Origin of the sequence: Curtobacterium sp. LFS084, from assembly GCF_047977705.1 — a bacterium.
Taxonomy (GTDB): domain Bacteria; phylum Actinomycetota; class Actinomycetes; order Actinomycetales; family Microbacteriaceae; genus Curtobacterium.
In genome coordinates this window covers 35,071-49,661 of record NZ_JBFPFM010000012.1, presented here as the reverse complement: position 1 = coordinate 49,661, position 14,591 = coordinate 35,071, and the positions used below count along the sequence as shown (strand labels likewise).

Here is a 14,591-nt window from a genome sequence, read left to right as displayed (position 1 = left end):
ATCTCCTGAGTGACGATCTCGGGCATCATCCCTGCGCTCTCGCGCGCCTCCGCGTTCGATCGCGTCCTCCGCGCCGCACCCCGCGACGCCGACTTCTCGGTCGTCGACGGCCTGCGCGTGCCCCTGCTCGGCGCCCTGCTGGCCGAACGCAACGGGCCGCATTGCCTGTTCGTGATCACGGCCACCGGGCGCGAGGCGGAAGCCGTCCGCTCGTCGGTCGGCAGCTACCTGCCCGATGCCGAGGTCCTCGAGTTCCCCGCGTGGGAGACCCTGCCGCACGAACGGCTCAGCCCGAGCGCGCAGACCGTCGGCACGCGCATCGCGACCCTTCGCAAGCTCGCCGCCTGGCAGGACGCCCCCGCGGCCCAGCGCCGCACGACGGTGGTGGTGGCGAGCGTCCGCGCGGCCCTGCAGCCCATCGCCGGCAACCTCACCTCACTCGCCCCGATCGTCCTCGCGACCGACTCCCGCGGCAACGACCTCGGCACGATCGCCGGGCAGCTGGTGGACATGGCCTACGCCCGGGTCGACCTCGTCACCCGGCGCGGGGAGTTCGCCGTGCGCGGTGGCATCCTCGACGTCTTCCCACCGACCGCCGACCACCCCGTCCGCGTCGACTTCTTCGGCGACGAGATCGAGGCGATCAAGGCGTTCTCCGTCGCCGACCAGCGCACGACGGACGACGACCTCGGCCGCGTCGAGCTCACGGCCTCCCGCGAACTGCTGCTGAGCGACGACGTCCGGCAGCGGGCGCGCGAGATGCTCCACGAGTTCCCGAACCTGTCCCAGATGCTCGCGAAGATCGCCGAGGGCATCCCGGTCGAGGGCATGGAGTCCCTCGCCCCGGCCCTCGTGCAGGACCTCGTGCCCGTCACCGACTACCTGCCGGCCGACGCGGTCGTCGCGGTCCTCTCGCCCGAGCGGGTGAGCGGTCGGGCGCACAGCCTCGCCGAGACGAACACCGAGTTCCTGCAGGCCGCGTGGAGCGCCGCGGTCGCCGGTGCCCAGGCGCCGATCGACCTCGACGCCGGCAACTTCCTCACCGTGCAGCAGCTCAAGAACGGGCGGGGGCAGCGCACCTGGTGGACGGTGTCGCCGTTCGACTCCGGGCTCGACGAGGGCGACTCCGACCGGGTGCTCACCGACGCCGAGGCCGCAGCCGAGGCGGGGGAGTACATCCGCGTCCGGGCCGAGGCGGTGCCGAGCTTCGCCGGCAGCGCGGACGGTGCGATCGCCCACGTGAAGCAGCTCACCGACGACGGGTGGGCCGTCGTGGTGACCGCCCAGGGCCAGGGACTGGTCGAACGGGCGGCGCAGGTGCTCGCCGACGCCGGTGTCGCAGCCCGAGCCGAGGCCGTCACCGCGCCTCCCGAGCCGGGTGTCGCCCTGGTGACCACCGCCACCGTCGAGGCGGGCTTCGCCGTGCCGGACCCGCGGATCGTCGTGATCAGCGAGGCCGAGTTCTACGGGCGCAGCGTCCAGCAGGGCGCCCGCACCGTGAAGAAGCTCGCGAGCCGGCGTAAGAACGTCGTCGACCCGCTGCAGCTCAAGCCGGGCGACGTCGTCGTGCACGCCACGCACGGCATCGGCAAGTTCGTCGAGCTCGTCTCGCGCGAGGTCTCGAGCGGTGGGCGCAACGCGGTCAAGACGCAGCGCGAGTACCTCGTGCTCGAGTACGCGCCGTCGAAGCGCGGGTTCCCGGGCGACAAGCTCTTCGTACCCACCGACCAGCTCGACCAGCTTTCGCGGTACGTCGGCGGCGAGTCCCCGACGCTGTCGAAGATGGGCGGCTCCGACTGGGCCTCGGCGAAGAGCAAGGCGCGCAAGGCGGTCCGCGACATCGCCGTCGACCTCGTCAAGCTCTACTCGGCGCGCATGGCGTCGAAGGGGCACGCGTTCGGCCCGGACACCCCGTGGCAGCGCGAGCTCGAAGAGGCGTTCCCGTTCGCCGAGACCGCCGACCAGCTCACCACCATCGACGAGATCAAGCGCGACATGGAGAGCCCGATCCCGATGGACCGGCTGCTGTCCGGCGACGTCGGCTACGGCAAGACCGAGGTCGCGATCCGCGCAGCGTTCAAGGCCGTGCAGGACGGCAAGCAGGTCGCCGTGCTCGTCCCGACGACCCTGCTCGTCCGCCAGCACATGGAGACCTTCCAGGAGCGCTTCGCCGGCTTCCCGGTCCACCTGCGCGCCCTCAGCCGGTTCCAGACCGAGAAGGAGTCGAAGGAGACCATCGCCGGGCTCGCCGACGGCACCGTCGACATCGTCATCGGAACCCACCGGATCCTGTCGCAGGGGATCGCGTTCAAGGACGTCGGGCTCGTGATCATCGACGAGGAACAGCGGTTCGGCGTCGAGCACAAGGACCAGCTGAAGAAGCTCAAGACGAACGTCGACGTGCTCGCGATGTCCGCGACGCCGATCCCGCGGTCGCTCGAGATGGCCGTGACCGGCATCCGCGAGATGTCCACCCTCGCCACCCCGCCCGAGGACCGCCACCCGATCCTCACCTTCGTCGGACCGCAGTCCGACCTGCAGGTCGCCGCCGCGATCCGCCGCGAGCTCCTGCGCGAGGGGCAGGTGTTCTACGTGCACAACCGGGTGAAGGACATCCAGTCCGTCGCCGCGCACCTCGCCGAGATCGTGCCGGACGCCCGGATCGCCGTCGCGCACGGGCAGATGTCCGAGTCGACGCTCGAGCAGGTGATGGTCGACTTCTGGGAGCGCCGCTTCGACGTCCTCGTCTCGACCACCATCATCGAGACCGGCCTCGACATCGCGAACGCGAACACCCTCATCATTGACAAGGCCGACAAGTACGGACTGTCGCAGCTGCACCAGCTCCGCGGTCGCGTGGGCCGTGGCCGCGAGCGCGGCTACGCGTACTTCCTCTACGACGCCGACAAGCCCCTGTCCGAGACCGCACAGGACCGCCTCGAGACGATCGCGGCGAACAACGAGCTCGGTGCGGGCATGCAGGTCGCCATGAAGGACCTCGAGCTCCGCGGCGCGGGCAACCTGCTCGGTGGCGAGCAGTCCGGGCACATCGCGGGCGTCGGGTTCGACCTGTACCTGCGCATGATCGGCGAGGCCGTCTCGCAGTTCCGCGGGGACGTCGCCGAGGGCCAGACCGAACTCCGCCTCGAGATCCCCGTCGACGCACACATCCCGGACGACTACGTCGAGTCCGAGCGGCTCCGGCTCGAGGCGTACCAGAAGCTCTCCGCCGCCTCGGCTCCCGCGGCGCAGGCCGAGGGCATCGACATGGTCCTCGACGAGCTGACCGACCGGTACGGGCAGCCGCCGCAGGCCGTGCTCACCTTGGTCGAGGTCTCGCGCCTCCGCCGGATGGCGCAGCAGGTCGGGCTGTCCGACGTCGTCGTCATGGGCTCCAACCTGCGGGTCGCGGGCAAGGAGCTCGCGGACTCGGCGCAGGTGCGGCTCAAGCGGATGTTCCCGGGCGCCCGGTGGTTCCCGCAGCAGGACGCGGCGAGCATCCCGCTGCCGAAGCCGCACGGCGAGACCCTGCCGGACGACGCGCTCATCCAGTGGGTCGAGAGCATCCTGACCGCCGTGTACGGGGCGTCGAAGGCGCCGGCGGAGTCGACGCCGGCCGCGTAGCGCGCCCTGGTGGCGCGTCCGCTCGGACGGGAGGCGCGGTGCCGGCGGGCACCGCGCCTCCCGTCCGGCGGCGGTCGCGTCGCGCGCTCGCTTGCGTGCGTGCGGGCGTGCGGTGTGGACTCAATGCGACATCGTCGATGTCGTACGACAGCAACAACGTCGCCTGAGCGCGCGTGCAACGGTGCGCGCGTGCAACGAACGACATCGTGGTCGTCGTACGACGGCGACAATGTCGTTCCGAGACGGCGCCCCGCGGGCCCGCGGCGCCCCGCTACTCGGTCGCCTCGGCCTCGGAGAGTTCCCTCCGCGCCCGGTACCGCCGCGCGCGCAGGCTGACCACCACGGCGGACGCCACGATCGCGATGCCCGAGCCGACCAGCACGGCGAGCACGCCCTCGTCGAGGATCTCCTCGTTCCGGGCGAACGCGAGCTCGTTCATGAGCAGTGAGACCGTGAACCCGATCCCGCCGAGCACCCCCACCGTGACGATCGACCAGAACGACAGGGTCGAGCGGCCCGGCGCGCGGAAGATCCGGGTCGCGACGGCACCGAACAGCGTGATGCCGATGACCTTGCCGACCGGCAGCGCGAGGGCGACGGCCCAGAACGTGGGGGAGAGCTGGCCGATGCCGACGGCCGGCACCACCACCGCGGCCGAGGCGAAGGCGAACACCGGCAGGACGATCGCGTTCGACCACGGCTCGACGTTCTCGTGCAGGGTGTGGCCGGGGCGGCGGGGCAGGACGAGTCCGAGCGCCACGCCCGCGATCGTCGCGTGCACACCGGAGTGGTAGACGAGCCACCACGTCACGATGCCGAGCACGACCATCCCCGTGATGACCCAGACCTGACCGGGACGCCCGGGGCGCAGGGCCTTGCCGAGCAGCCAGAAGAGTGCGAGCACGACGACGGCCCCGGCGAGGGCGAGGAAGTTCGTGTCGTGGGCGAACACCACCGCGATGATGATGATCGCGATGAGGTCGTCGAGCACCGCCAGCGCCAGCAGGAACACCCGGAGCGTCGAGGGCAGGCCGCGTCCGAACATCGCGAGGACGCCGAGCGCGAAGGCGATGTCCGTCGCGGTCGGGATCGGCCAGCCGTGGCCGTACGGGGTCCCGGCGGTGACCGCGAGGTAGACGCCCGCAGGGACGAGGACGCCGCCGACGGCCGCGATGGCGGGGATGACCGCCGTCTTCGGGTTGGACAGTTCGCCGGCGACCAGCTCGTGCTTGAGCTCGATCGCGACGAGCAGGAAGAACACCGCGAGCAGGCCGTCGCTGATCCAGTGCGACACGGACAGGTCGAGTCCGACGGCTCCCCACGGGGCGTGCACGTGCAGGAGGTGCTCGAGCCCGGGGCCGAGCGGCGAGTTCGCCACGACGAGGCCGAGGACGGCCGCGGTGAGCAACGCGATGGCGCTGAACCTGGGGGAGCGGAAGAGTGCGGGCATGGAGCTCCGTCGGAGAGGGGTCGGGTGATGGTCCGTCGACCAGACTTCCCGACACGCCACGTACAGCATACCGGGTGGGCCCCGGCGGCGTCCACGGTGCGGTGCGTGGCACGATGACCGCATGACCGCCGTCTCGGACCTCGTCGCCGTCGTCGACCGCCTGCTCGACCCGGACGGAGGCTGCGTCTGGAACCGCGCGCAGACCCATGCGTCGCTGGCGCGCTACGCGGTCGAGGAGTCGTACGAGCTCGTCGACGCGATCGACTCCGGCGACGAGGTCGAACTCCGCGAGGAGCTCGGCGACGTGCTCTACCAGGTGGTGCTGCACGCCGGGCTCGCCGAGTCGTTCGACCTCGAGGACGTGGCCGCCGGGGCCCGCGACAAGATGGTGCGCCGACACCCGCACGTGTTCGGCGACGAGCGGGCGGACACCGTCGAGGACGTCGTGCGGGTCTGGCGCGCGGCCAAGGCGGCCGAGAAGTCGTCGCGGCGGAGCGTGTTCGACGGGGTCCCGCGGGCGATGCCCCCGATGGAACGGGCGGTCAAGCTGCTGGAACGCCTGGAGGAACGGGGAGACGCCGACACGGTCGTCGCGTCCGTCGTCGCGTCCGCTGGGACGGGCGCGAGCGGGAGCGCGGGGACGGAGGCGGGCGCGGGTGCGGAAGCGGGCGCGGGCACGGAAGTGGGCGTGGACGCAGACTCCGGTGCGGGCGTCGACCTGGTGGACCCGCGGTGGGGGACCGACGTGCTGACGATGATCGCCGACGCTCGGGAGGCCGGGATCGACCCGATCGCGAGTCTGCGGGCAGCGGTCGTGGAGTTGGAGTCGGTGGGACGCGTCGGGGAGTGAGCGGGTGCCCTCCCAACCCGAAAAGGAGGGCACCCGCCAGCGGGCGGACGGCACCGCCAGGGAAGAGGTGCCGAGGGACCAGCCCGCTCGAACCGCGGGGCACACTGCAGCACGTTGCCCTCGCGAACGATCCGACAGGTGGATCAGGCACCTGCCGAACCGAGGTTCTGGATGAAGAATATCAGCAGGTCGGCGGGTGTGCAAGCCGGCGGGGTCGATCTGCCAGAATCGACGCATGGCTCCGACCGTGACGGCTCCCCGTGGCATGCGTGACTTCCTCCCGGCAGACAAGGCCCGGCGCGAGCACGTCCTCGGGGTCATCCGGGGTGTCTACGCGCACCACGGCTTCGACGAGATCGAGACGCCGGTGGTCGAGGACGCTGCACGGCTGCACTCGGGCCTCGGCGGCGACAACGAGAAGCTCGCGTTCGCCGTCATGAAGCGCGGGCTCTCCACCGAGGACCTCCAGGCCGCCGGATCACCGCTCGACCTCGCCGACCTCGGCCTGCGGTTCGACCTCACCGTGCCCCTCGCCCGCTTCTACGCGACGCACCGCGCCGAGCTGCCGTCCGTGTTCCGGTCGGTGCAGATCGCTCCGGTCTGGCGTGCGGAGCGGCCGCAGAAGGGGCGCTACCGGCAGTTCGTGCAGTGCGACATCGACATCCTCGGCGAGCCGGGGCAGCTCGCCGAGATCGAGCTCATCCGGGCGACGACGGCGGCCCTCGACGCGCTCGGCGTCGAGGGCACCACGATCCGGATCAACGACCGACGGATCCTCCTGGCGCTCCTCGGCTCGTGGGGAGTCACCGACCCGGCCGTCGCCGACCGCGCGCTCATCACGATCGACAAGCTCGACAAGATCGGGCCGGACGGTGTGGCGGCGGAACTCCGCGAGTCGGTCGGCGTCGACCTGCCCGGGCTCGAGGACACCATCCGCACGCTCGAGACCGCCGACTGGGACGCGGTCGACGGCGCACCGTGGCTGGACGCCGAGGCGTTCGGTGACCTGCAGCAGCTCCGTTCCGCGCTCCCCGGCGTCGACCTGCGCTTCGACCCGACGCTCGTGCGTGGCATGGGCTACTACACCGGCACGATCTTCGAGGTCGCGCACCCCGACTTCGGCTACAGCCTCGGCGGCGGCGGTCGCTACGACGGCATGATCGGCCGGTTCCTCGGGCAGGACGTCCCGGCGGTCGGGTTCTCGCTCGGCTTCGAGCGGCTCGTCGACCTCGTGACCCTCCCCGAGTCGGCCGAGTCCGACGCGGTCGTGCTGGTGTACGACAAGGACGTCGACCCGGTGCGGCTCGCGGCGCTCAAGGCCGAGGCGCTCGCGGGGCACCGTCGTGTCCGGCTCGAACGACGCACGAAGAACATGAAGAACCTGCTCGCCGGTCTCGTCGCGCAGGGGTTCGACGCCTTCGCCACCGTGGGGGTGGACACGCACACGCTCGAGGGTGTGGAGTTCCGTCCCCTGGCGTGAGTTCTCCACCGTCGCCCGTCATGCACGCCTCGTGTTCACCTGCGCCTCGCTAGGATCGACTCCGCAATCACCACAACCGAACGTGTAGGGAGTACCCCGTGGCCCAGATCGATGCCGTAGGCGCACGCGAAGTCCTCGATTCCCGAGGCAACCCGACGGTCGAGGTCGAGGTCCTCCTCGACGACGGCGTCGTCTCGCGCGCGCTCGTCCCGTCCGGTGCCTCCACCGGCGCGTTCGAGGCGTACGAGCTCCGCGACGGAGACGCTTCCCGCTACGGCGGCAAGGGCGTCCTCAAGGCGGTCGACGCAGTCCTCGACGAGATCGGTCCGGCGCTCGAGGGCTTCGACGCCACCGACCAGCGCCTCGTCGACGCCGCGCTCATCGAGCTCGACGGCACCGAGAACAAGTCGCGCCTCGGTGCGAACGCGATCCTCGGCGCCTCGCTCGCGGTGGCACGTGCCGCTGCCGACTCGGCCGACCTGCCGCTGTTCCGCTACCTCGGCGGCCCGAACGCGCACACGCTGCCGGTCCCGCTCATGAACGTCGTCAACGGTGGCGCCCACGCCGACACCAACGTCGACATCCAGGAGTTCTTCCTCGTGCCCTACGGCGCCGAGTCGTTCTCCGAAGCGCTCCGCTGGGGCGTCGAGACCTACCACGCGCTCAAGGGCGAACTGAAGAAGCAGGGCCTCGCGACCGGCCTCGGCGACGAGGGCGGCTTCGCGCCGGAGCTCGCGTCCAACCGCGCGGCGCTCGACTTCCTGCTCGCCGCGATCGAGAAGGCCGGCTTCACCCCGGGCAAGGACATCGCGCTCGGCCTCGACGTCGCCTCGACCGAGTTCTTCCACGACGGCAAGTACGCGTTCGAGGGCAAGCAGCTCTCGGGCGAGGAGTTCACCGCGTACTTCGCCGACCTCGTCCGCGACTACCCGCTCGCGACGATCGAGGACCCGCTGGCCGAGGACGACTGGGCCGGCTGGAGCCACCTGACCGCCGAGCTCGGCGACAAGGTGCAGATCGTCGGCGACGACCTGTTCGTCACGAACCCGAAGCGGCTGCAGCGGGGCATCGACGAGAAGGCCGCCAACTCGATCCTCGTCAAGGTGAACCAGATCGGCACCCTGACCGAGACGCTCGACGCCGTGTCCCTCGCGCACCGTCACGGGCTCACCTCGATCCTCTCGCACCGTTCGGGCGAGACCGAGGACACGACGATCGCGGACATCGCGGTCGCGGTCGACGGCGGCCAGATCAAGACCGGCGCCCCGGCTCGTTCGGACCGCGTCGCGAAGTACAACCAGCTGCTCCGCATCGAGGAAGAGCTCGGCGACGCGGCGGTCTACGCCGGCCGCTCGGCGTTCCCGCGTTCGGCCGCGCTGTAACCAGCGTTCCGACGAGACGCCGTCCTCCCCTCGGGGAGGGCGGCGTCTCGTCGTCCGGGCGCCGAGGTCGCACGACGTGCCGGGCGCTGACCGCCGAGGTCGTACGACCTGCCGCCTCTGCCGGACGTGGGCGGCCGATCGTGCGACCTCGGCCGGACGCGGGCGGCCGATCGTGCGACGTCGACGGCTCGCCCGGGGCGAGTACGCGGTGGACGCGACCGGGCGCCGGGCGTGCGCGGCGGGGCCGAGCCGCGCCTCCTGGCCCGCGGGCTGGGAGGGCACCGAACGGCCGCGTGCCGACCGCGCCCCACGCCGCCGGCGGGTTATCGTCGGAGCGTGCCCAGCCAGAAGCCCCGTGTCCGCCGCGTGCCCGTGGCGCTGCCCGAGGGCGGCGCGTCCGAGCAGCCGTGGTACCGCTCGATCCGGTTCTCCGGGTTCAGCCTGCTCATGCTCGCGATCATCGTGCTCTTCGTCGTCGTGCTCGCGCCGTCGCTGCGGACACTGATCCAGCAGCAGGAGCAGATCGCCCAGCAGCAGCGCGAGGTCGCGAGCCAGAAGGCCGACGTCACCCAGAAGAAGAAGGACGTCGCGCGCTGGGACGACCCCGCCTACATCGAGGCGCAGGCCAGGGACCGGCTCCTCTACGTGTACCCGGGCGAGGAAAGTTACCTCGTGATGGGCAACCAGGACCAGAAGGACGACGGGCGCCCGACGACCGACTCCGGGACCCCCGTGAGCTCCACCGTGCAGACGCCCAAGGTCGATTGGCTGCAGGCGATGCTGTCGTCGGTGCTGACCTCCGGGCTCACCGACGAGACCACGCAGCAGCTCGTCGCACCGGACGTCTCCGGCACCGGCGACACGAAGTAGGACGACGCGCGGGACTCCGGTAGGCTCACGTTCCCGTGACGACCCCTCCCTTCGACCCGCCCTCCGACCGCGACGTCCAGGTCGTGTCGGCGCAGCTCGGCCGACCGGCTCGTGACGTCATCGGGATCGCGGCACGCTGCGTCTGTGGGAACCCCACGGTCGTCTCCACGAAGCCCCGTCTGTCGAACGGCACCCCGTTCCCGACGTTCTACTACCTGTGCCACCCCGCGGCCACCGCTGCGGTCAGCACCCTCGAGGCGAACCAGGTGATGCCGGAGCTGGCAGCCCTGCTCGAGGACGACACCACCGCGGCCGCGTACCTCGCGGCGCACGAGTCCTACCTGGCCGATCGCGAGTCGATCGAGCACGTCGACGAGATCGACGGCATCAGCGCCGGTGGCATGCCCACCCGCGTGAAGTGCCTGCACGCCCTCGTCGGCCACGCCCTCGCCGCCGGACCCGGCGTCAACCCCATCGGCGACCTCGCGCTCGAGCGCGCGGACTGGTCGCCCTCCCGGTGCGAGTGCCGGGCGTATGATGGCGGTGCAGACGCTGGAGTCGGGGCGGGTGGCGGCGAAGTCTGACTCGACTCCCCGAACCCCCATCCAAGGAGATCATCCCCCGTGCCCAAGATCCTCGTCGTCGGCGGCGGTTACGCCGGTTTCTACACCGCCTGGAAGCTCGAGAAGCACCTTCGTCAGGGCGAAGCCGAGGTCGTGATGGTGGACCCGCTGCCGTACATGACCTACCAGCCGTTCCTGCCCGAGGTCGCCGCCGGCTCGATCGAGCCGCGCCACGCGGTCGTCTCGCACCGTCGTCACCTCAAGAAGACGCGCGTCGTCACCGCGAAGGTCACGAACGTCGACCACGCGAACAAGACGGCGACGATCACCCCGGCCGAGGGCGATGCCTGGGAAGAGTCGTACGACCAGATCGTCATGACCGCCGGCGCGGTCTCGCGCACCTTCCCGATCCCGGGCGTCGCCGACGAGGCGATCGGTCTCAAGACCATCGAAGAGGCCGCGGCGATCCGCGACAAGATCCTCACGAACTTCCACAAGGCCGCGACCCTGCCGGCCGGCCCGGAGCGCGACCGTCTGCTGACCGTCGTGGTCGTCGGTGGTGGCTTCGCCGGCATCGAGGTGTTCGCCGAGCTCCGGTCGTTCGCCTCGGACCTGCTCAAGAGCTACCCCGAGCTGTCCTTCGACGACACCCACTTCCACCTCGTCGAGGCGATGGGCCGCATCATGCCCGAGGTCTCGCTCGAGACGTCGCACTGGGTGCTCGAGAACCTCGCGCAGCGCGGTGCAACGGTGCACCTCGAGACCCAGCTGGCCTCGGCGGTCGGCGGTGTCTGCGAGCTCAAGACGAACGACGGTGCGATCGAGAAGATCGAGTCCGACCTCATCATCTGGACCGCCGGCGTCATGGCGAACCCGATGGTCAGGGGCACCGACCTCCCGCTCGAGCAGCGTGGCCGCATCCGCGTGCAGCCCGACCTGCGCGTGGTCGACGACAACGGCGTGATCGCCGACGCGTGGGCCTGTGGTGACGTCGCGGCCGTGCCGGACCTCACCGGTGGTGGCGTGGGCGGCTTCTGCGTGCCGAACGCCCAGCACGCCGTCCGCCAGGCGAAGCAGCTCGCGAAGAACCTCGTCGCGACGATGCGTGGCGAGGCGACGACCGACTACAAGCACGAGAACCTCGGCGCCGTCGCAGGCCTCGGTCTCGGCATCGGCGTGTTCCAGTCCGGCAAGTTCGCGATGAAGGGCTTCCTCGCCTGGGGCGCCCACCGCGGCTACCACGGTCTGGCGATGCCGTCGTGGGAGCGCAAGTGGCGCGTCATCGGCGACTGGGTGGGCGGCTTCTTCCTCGGCCGCGACATCGCGTCGCTCGACGACCGTGAGACCCCGCGCGCGGCGTTCGAGGCGTTCGCGTCGCGCCCGAAGCCCGCGGCCGAGTCCCCGGCGGCTCCGATCGAGGCGTCGAAGCCGACCACCGCTCCGGAAGAGGGCAAGCCCGCCGGTGCGGCCGGCCCCGCGTACGGTGAGCCGGCGAAGGACGTCTCGAACGACGCCGAGCCGGTGAAGGCCGAGGCGGACGCCAAGTAGCGACACGCACGACGACCGAGGCGGTCACCCTGACGGGTGGCCGCCTCGTCTTCGTCGGTAGGCTGTTGCGGCCCGCCCCCGTGGCCCAATCGGTAGAGGCACGCGACTTAAAATCGCCGAGTTGTGGGTTCGAGTCCCACCGGGGGTACGGATTGATGGGCAAGAGATACACTCGGATGCTCGCCAGTCACCGTTTATCCACCGCTTTGCCGCTTAGTCGTGCCCGAGACGAGGCATCGCCGTCTCTCCTACGACGTCGGCCGAGCGACTGTGGGGACTGCTTCCAGGGGTCGCGCAAGTCCTCCATTCGCTGGAAGTACTCCCGAACCTCGGACGGCCAGAACCGGTAGGCGCGCCCGACTCTGAACTTCGGAAAGAAGGGGTCGGTCGCGAGCTCGTAGGCCTTCGACTGGGAGATGTTGAGCCAGTCCATCAGCTGCTGAACCGTCAGCGCGTTCTCTTCCATCGACAAACCGTAGGCCGGCTTCGTTGACTCTGGGCGCATGTCGCAGTGTTCGCGAGTGTCTTCGACATCTGGGTTCGGCAACGACCGGACTCGAGATCGTCGTCAGCTAGGTGGCAGAGTGTTGACTCCCTGCATTGTCGCCTCAAGCTGAGCGCGCAGCCGCGCAACGATGCGCTTCTGAGACGGCTCGAGGGCGTCGAGTGCTTCCGTTGCGACGGCGGCGGCGGCTCCGAGTCGGCTCAGCAGATCCCGCCGCTCGAGTAGCTCGTCCGCTCGCTCAAATCCGATCCATTCTCGGAGCTTGTCCAGGTAGGGCTGCTGCCGCTTTTCAAAGCGCTCGCGCGCGTTCTCGGGGGACAGTACGTGGTCGTTTCCCTCATTGTCAGTGAGCGTCACCCCGTGCAACGCGTTGTGGTTCGCGTCGCGTTCCTCTTGCTCGATACGGCTGAGTAGGGCATGCGGGTGACTGGCCGCAACGATGCGGCCGATACGCTCCGTCGTTGGCCAGGGCACCACGAGGTGCTGATCATGCAGGAAAGCTGGGGCAGTGCGCAGTTCGTCCTGGGTCAGTCCAGTCAGCTCAGCTAGGGCGGGTACGTCGTATACGACTGCGGTGCCAGCACTGTCGGCGTTGAACTCTGCCACCTCGAGCGGAACAAGGCTGATGAAGACATGTTCTGCAGTGCGACGATCCAGGCGCGAAGGTGACCACGCTGAGGCCGCGCGAATCTTTCGATCGAGCTCGATGTAGTCGTGCCGATCTTCCCACCGAACCTCGAGCCGGGCCGGCGACACCCATCTGCGTTCGCCTTGCCATTCGTCTGCAGCTAGCTCAATCCGGACACGCTGGGGCTTCTTATCCCCAACCGCAAGTATCACTGACTCGTGAAATCGAGCAGCGGACTTCGCAGTGCGGTACGCCCAGTGTTCTCCCGTTTCCATGGCACGAGGCTACTGCCCGGTGCCTTCAGTCCGAAGGTAACTCGAACCGCGCCTCTTCAAGGAGGCGCACACGCTTGGTTGAATCGATCAGCCATCGATCGCGGAAGATGTCGGTGAAGCAAATCTCGTACGGTAATTGCGTCTCGTTCGAAGCAAGTTCGTCCAAGCCGTAATCCTCAACGGCTCGAGCGGGGTTCAGAGAGACGCGCCTCGAGGCTTGCACCGTTCGCGCCGACCAGGTCAACCTCTCGCCACTGGGGAGGGTCATCCTCAACTCGACGTCGTGCAGGACATTATCCGAGTCGTTGGTTAGGCGCGCGGTGAACATCGTGTCGCTCGTTCCTGAGAACCACCAGGTATCCGCCCAAACAGAGAGCGCCTGCCGGGACGCTCTGGTGCGAACGTCATCGACCTGGATCTGTCGTTCGCGCAGATCCTCTCGCTTCGCAAGGCGGTTACTTTCCTTGATCGCGTGATCTGCATCTCGCTTCGCCGTACGGGCCTGCCAGAGAGACACTGCGACTGCCGCAAGTGTGGCGACCCCGATGAGTGAGTTGACGGCAAAGTTCCACCAATCAGATGCAGTATCAGGAGAAAACGGGCTGCCGGCTAGTAGGTGCATGTGGCATTCCTACCGCCCGGATGGCCGATCGCGCCACCAAGCGCTGCGGTCCCGCGTCGACCCCGCGGCTTGTGTCGGTGGTTCCCCGCATCATCGCATCATGTCCGAGCACAAGTGGGTTCCCGCGGAGCACCCCGACGTCACCTTGCACAAACCTGTTGGGGTTGACGTCAAGGACGCTGGCGCGCTCGTCAGTATCGATCCGCCCCGGCCGGTGTATGCAGACATCGACTATGAGACGATCCCGGAGACACTGCACCTGCCTTGCTTCGCGATCGCAACGTCGGAGGTGGCGGTGCTCGTCGAAACGTCCTGGCAGGGACGGCGACAGGAAGTGCTGGTTGGCCGCACTCGCGTCTTCCACCGCACCATACGTCAGCGCCCACGCTGATGGCGAAGCGTCGACGGGACCGGTGGGCGCTCGGGCAAGCTCTCTCCCTCCCCGAAGCTGCCCGAGGTGGGCCGGACTACGACGTCATCCCACCAGACCCAGTCCTCGCGTGGGTGCAGTTTCCTGACCGCATCCTCGAGGTCGAAGCTTGCGTGATCGCGTACACGGATCGCGCCGCACTGGTTGAGTGGGGCTTCGGTCAGGTCAGTGACTGCGCTTGGGTGTGGCGAGACGCCGTACGTGCCGCTCGCGACGCCGAAGACGTAAGCTTGTGCCGTTGACGCGCTCGTAGAGATTCTTGCTACGACGACGTCGCGAACGTCTCGTCAGACGCGTTCGCTACCAACGAGTACTGAAGTACGCACGTACTCACACTTTCCAGCTTTCTGTACTACGGTTTGAT

Annotated in this window: 12 protein-coding genes and 1 tRNA gene; 9 read left to right on the top strand and 4 right to left on the bottom strand. The window is 69.3% G+C overall.

Going from position 1 to position 14,591, the window contains the following annotated elements:
• Positions 1 to 9 precede the first annotated feature (9 nt).
• Positions 10 to 3,624 (top strand): transcription-repair coupling factor, encoded by a 3,615-nt coding sequence (gene mfd / locus ACNQOV_RS09090; protein ID WP_416394246.1) that lies wholly within the window; start codon positions 10 to 12, stop codon positions 3,622 to 3,624.
• A 271-nt stretch (positions 3,625 to 3,895) separates the two neighbouring features.
• On the opposite strand, the gene nhaA is transcribed toward mfd, so the two are convergent.
• A complete protein-coding gene (gene nhaA / locus ACNQOV_RS09085; RefSeq protein WP_416394245.1) occupies positions 3,896 to 5,074 on the bottom strand; it encodes a Na+/H+ antiporter NhaA in 1,179 nt (392 codons plus the stop codon).
• A gap of 121 nt (positions 5,075 to 5,195) precedes the next feature.
• On the opposite strand from nhaA, the gene ACNQOV_RS09080 reads away from it, so the two are divergent.
• The 7 genes from ACNQOV_RS09080 (at position 5,196) to ACNQOV_RS09050 (ending at position 11,915) form a co-directional block, all read left to right on the top strand.
• On the top strand, positions 5,196 to 5,924 hold the full coding sequence (locus tag ACNQOV_RS09080) for a MazG family protein (RefSeq protein WP_416394244.1): 729 nt from the start codon (positions 5,196 to 5,198) through the stop codon (positions 5,922 to 5,924).
• A 235-nt stretch (positions 5,925 to 6,159) separates the two neighbouring features.
• A complete protein-coding gene (gene hisS, locus ACNQOV_RS09075) occupies positions 6,160 to 7,404 on the top strand; it encodes a histidine--tRNA ligase (RefSeq protein ID WP_416394242.1) in 1,245 nt (414 codons plus the stop codon).
• 98 nt (positions 7,405 to 7,502) lie between these two features.
• On the top strand, positions 7,503 to 8,786 hold the full coding sequence (eno, locus tag ACNQOV_RS09070) for a phosphopyruvate hydratase (RefSeq protein ID WP_022906199.1): 1,284 nt from the start codon (positions 7,503 to 7,505) through the stop codon (positions 8,784 to 8,786).
• Between the two features lie 336 nt (positions 8,787 to 9,122).
• On the top strand, positions 9,123 to 9,656 hold the full coding sequence (locus ACNQOV_RS09065) for an FtsB family cell division protein (RefSeq protein WP_031261700.1): 534 nt from the start codon (positions 9,123 to 9,125) through the stop codon (positions 9,654 to 9,656).
• A gap of 35 nt (positions 9,657 to 9,691) precedes the next feature.
• Positions 9,692 to 10,240 carry a DUF501 domain-containing protein gene (locus ACNQOV_RS09060; RefSeq protein ID WP_022906197.1) on the top strand — a complete coding sequence of 183 codons (549 nt, stop codon included), beginning with the start codon at positions 9,692 to 9,694 and terminating at the stop codon, positions 10,238 to 10,240.
• A 39-nt stretch (positions 10,241 to 10,279) separates the two neighbouring features.
• A complete protein-coding gene (locus ACNQOV_RS09055; protein ID WP_416394241.1) occupies positions 10,280 to 11,767 on the top strand; it encodes an FAD-dependent oxidoreductase in 1,488 nt (495 codons plus the stop codon).
• Between the two features lie 74 nt (positions 11,768 to 11,841).
• Positions 11,842 to 11,915: transfer RNA gene (locus ACNQOV_RS09050), tRNA-Leu, on the top strand.
• A 39-nt stretch (positions 11,916 to 11,954) separates the two neighbouring features.
• Here ACNQOV_RS09050 and ACNQOV_RS09045 read toward each other — a convergent pair.
• From ACNQOV_RS09045 to ACNQOV_RS09035, 3 genes are all read right to left on the bottom strand, one after another.
• A complete protein-coding gene (locus ACNQOV_RS09045; RefSeq protein ID WP_416394240.1) occupies positions 11,955 to 12,233 on the bottom strand; it encodes a helix-turn-helix domain-containing protein in 279 nt (92 codons plus the stop codon).
• 102 nt (positions 12,234 to 12,335) lie between these two features.
• Positions 12,336 to 13,175 (bottom strand): hypothetical protein, encoded by an 840-nt coding sequence (locus tag ACNQOV_RS09040; protein ID WP_416394239.1) that lies wholly within the window; start codon positions 13,173 to 13,175, stop codon positions 12,336 to 12,338.
• A 25-nt stretch (positions 13,176 to 13,200) separates the two neighbouring features.
• Positions 13,201 to 13,797 carry a hypothetical protein gene (locus ACNQOV_RS09035; RefSeq protein WP_416394238.1) on the bottom strand — a complete coding sequence of 199 codons (597 nt, stop codon included), beginning with the start codon at positions 13,795 to 13,797 and terminating at the stop codon, positions 13,201 to 13,203.
• A gap of 100 nt (positions 13,798 to 13,897) precedes the next feature.
• Between ACNQOV_RS09035 and ACNQOV_RS09030 the strand changes: the two genes are divergently transcribed.
• Positions 13,898 to 14,188: a hypothetical protein gene (locus ACNQOV_RS09030; RefSeq protein ID WP_416394237.1), complete on the top strand. Its 291-nt coding sequence runs from the start codon at positions 13,898 to 13,900 to the stop codon at positions 14,186 to 14,188.
• The last annotated feature ends 403 nt before the right edge of the window (positions 14,189 to 14,591 follow it).

Excerpts from the sequence above, each read along its gene's own strand:
- ACNQOV_RS09030 (WP_416394237.1), top strand. The coding sequence starts at position 13,898 with ATGTCCGAGCACAAGTGGGTTCCCGCGGAGCACCCCGACGTCACCTTG.
- ACNQOV_RS09035 (WP_416394238.1), bottom strand. The coding sequence starts at position 13,797 with ATGCACCTACTAGCCGGCAGCCCGTTTTCTCCTGATACTGCATCTGAT.
- ACNQOV_RS09080 (WP_416394244.1), top strand. The coding sequence starts at position 5,196 with ATGACCGCCGTCTCGGACCTCGTCGCCGTCGTCGACCGCCTGCTCGAC.
- ACNQOV_RS09040 (WP_416394239.1), bottom strand. The coding sequence starts at position 13,175 with ATGGAAACGGGAGAACACTGGGCGTACCGCACTGCGAAGTCCGCTGCT.
- ACNQOV_RS09045 (WP_416394240.1), bottom strand. The coding sequence starts at position 12,233 with ATGGAAGAGAACGCGCTGACGGTTCAGCAGCTGATGGACTGGCTCAAC.
- nhaA (WP_416394245.1), bottom strand. The coding sequence starts at position 5,074 with ATGCCCGCACTCTTCCGCTCCCCCAGGTTCAGCGCCATCGCGTTGCTC.
- hisS (WP_416394242.1), top strand. The coding sequence starts at position 6,160 with ATGGCTCCGACCGTGACGGCTCCCCGTGGCATGCGTGACTTCCTCCCG.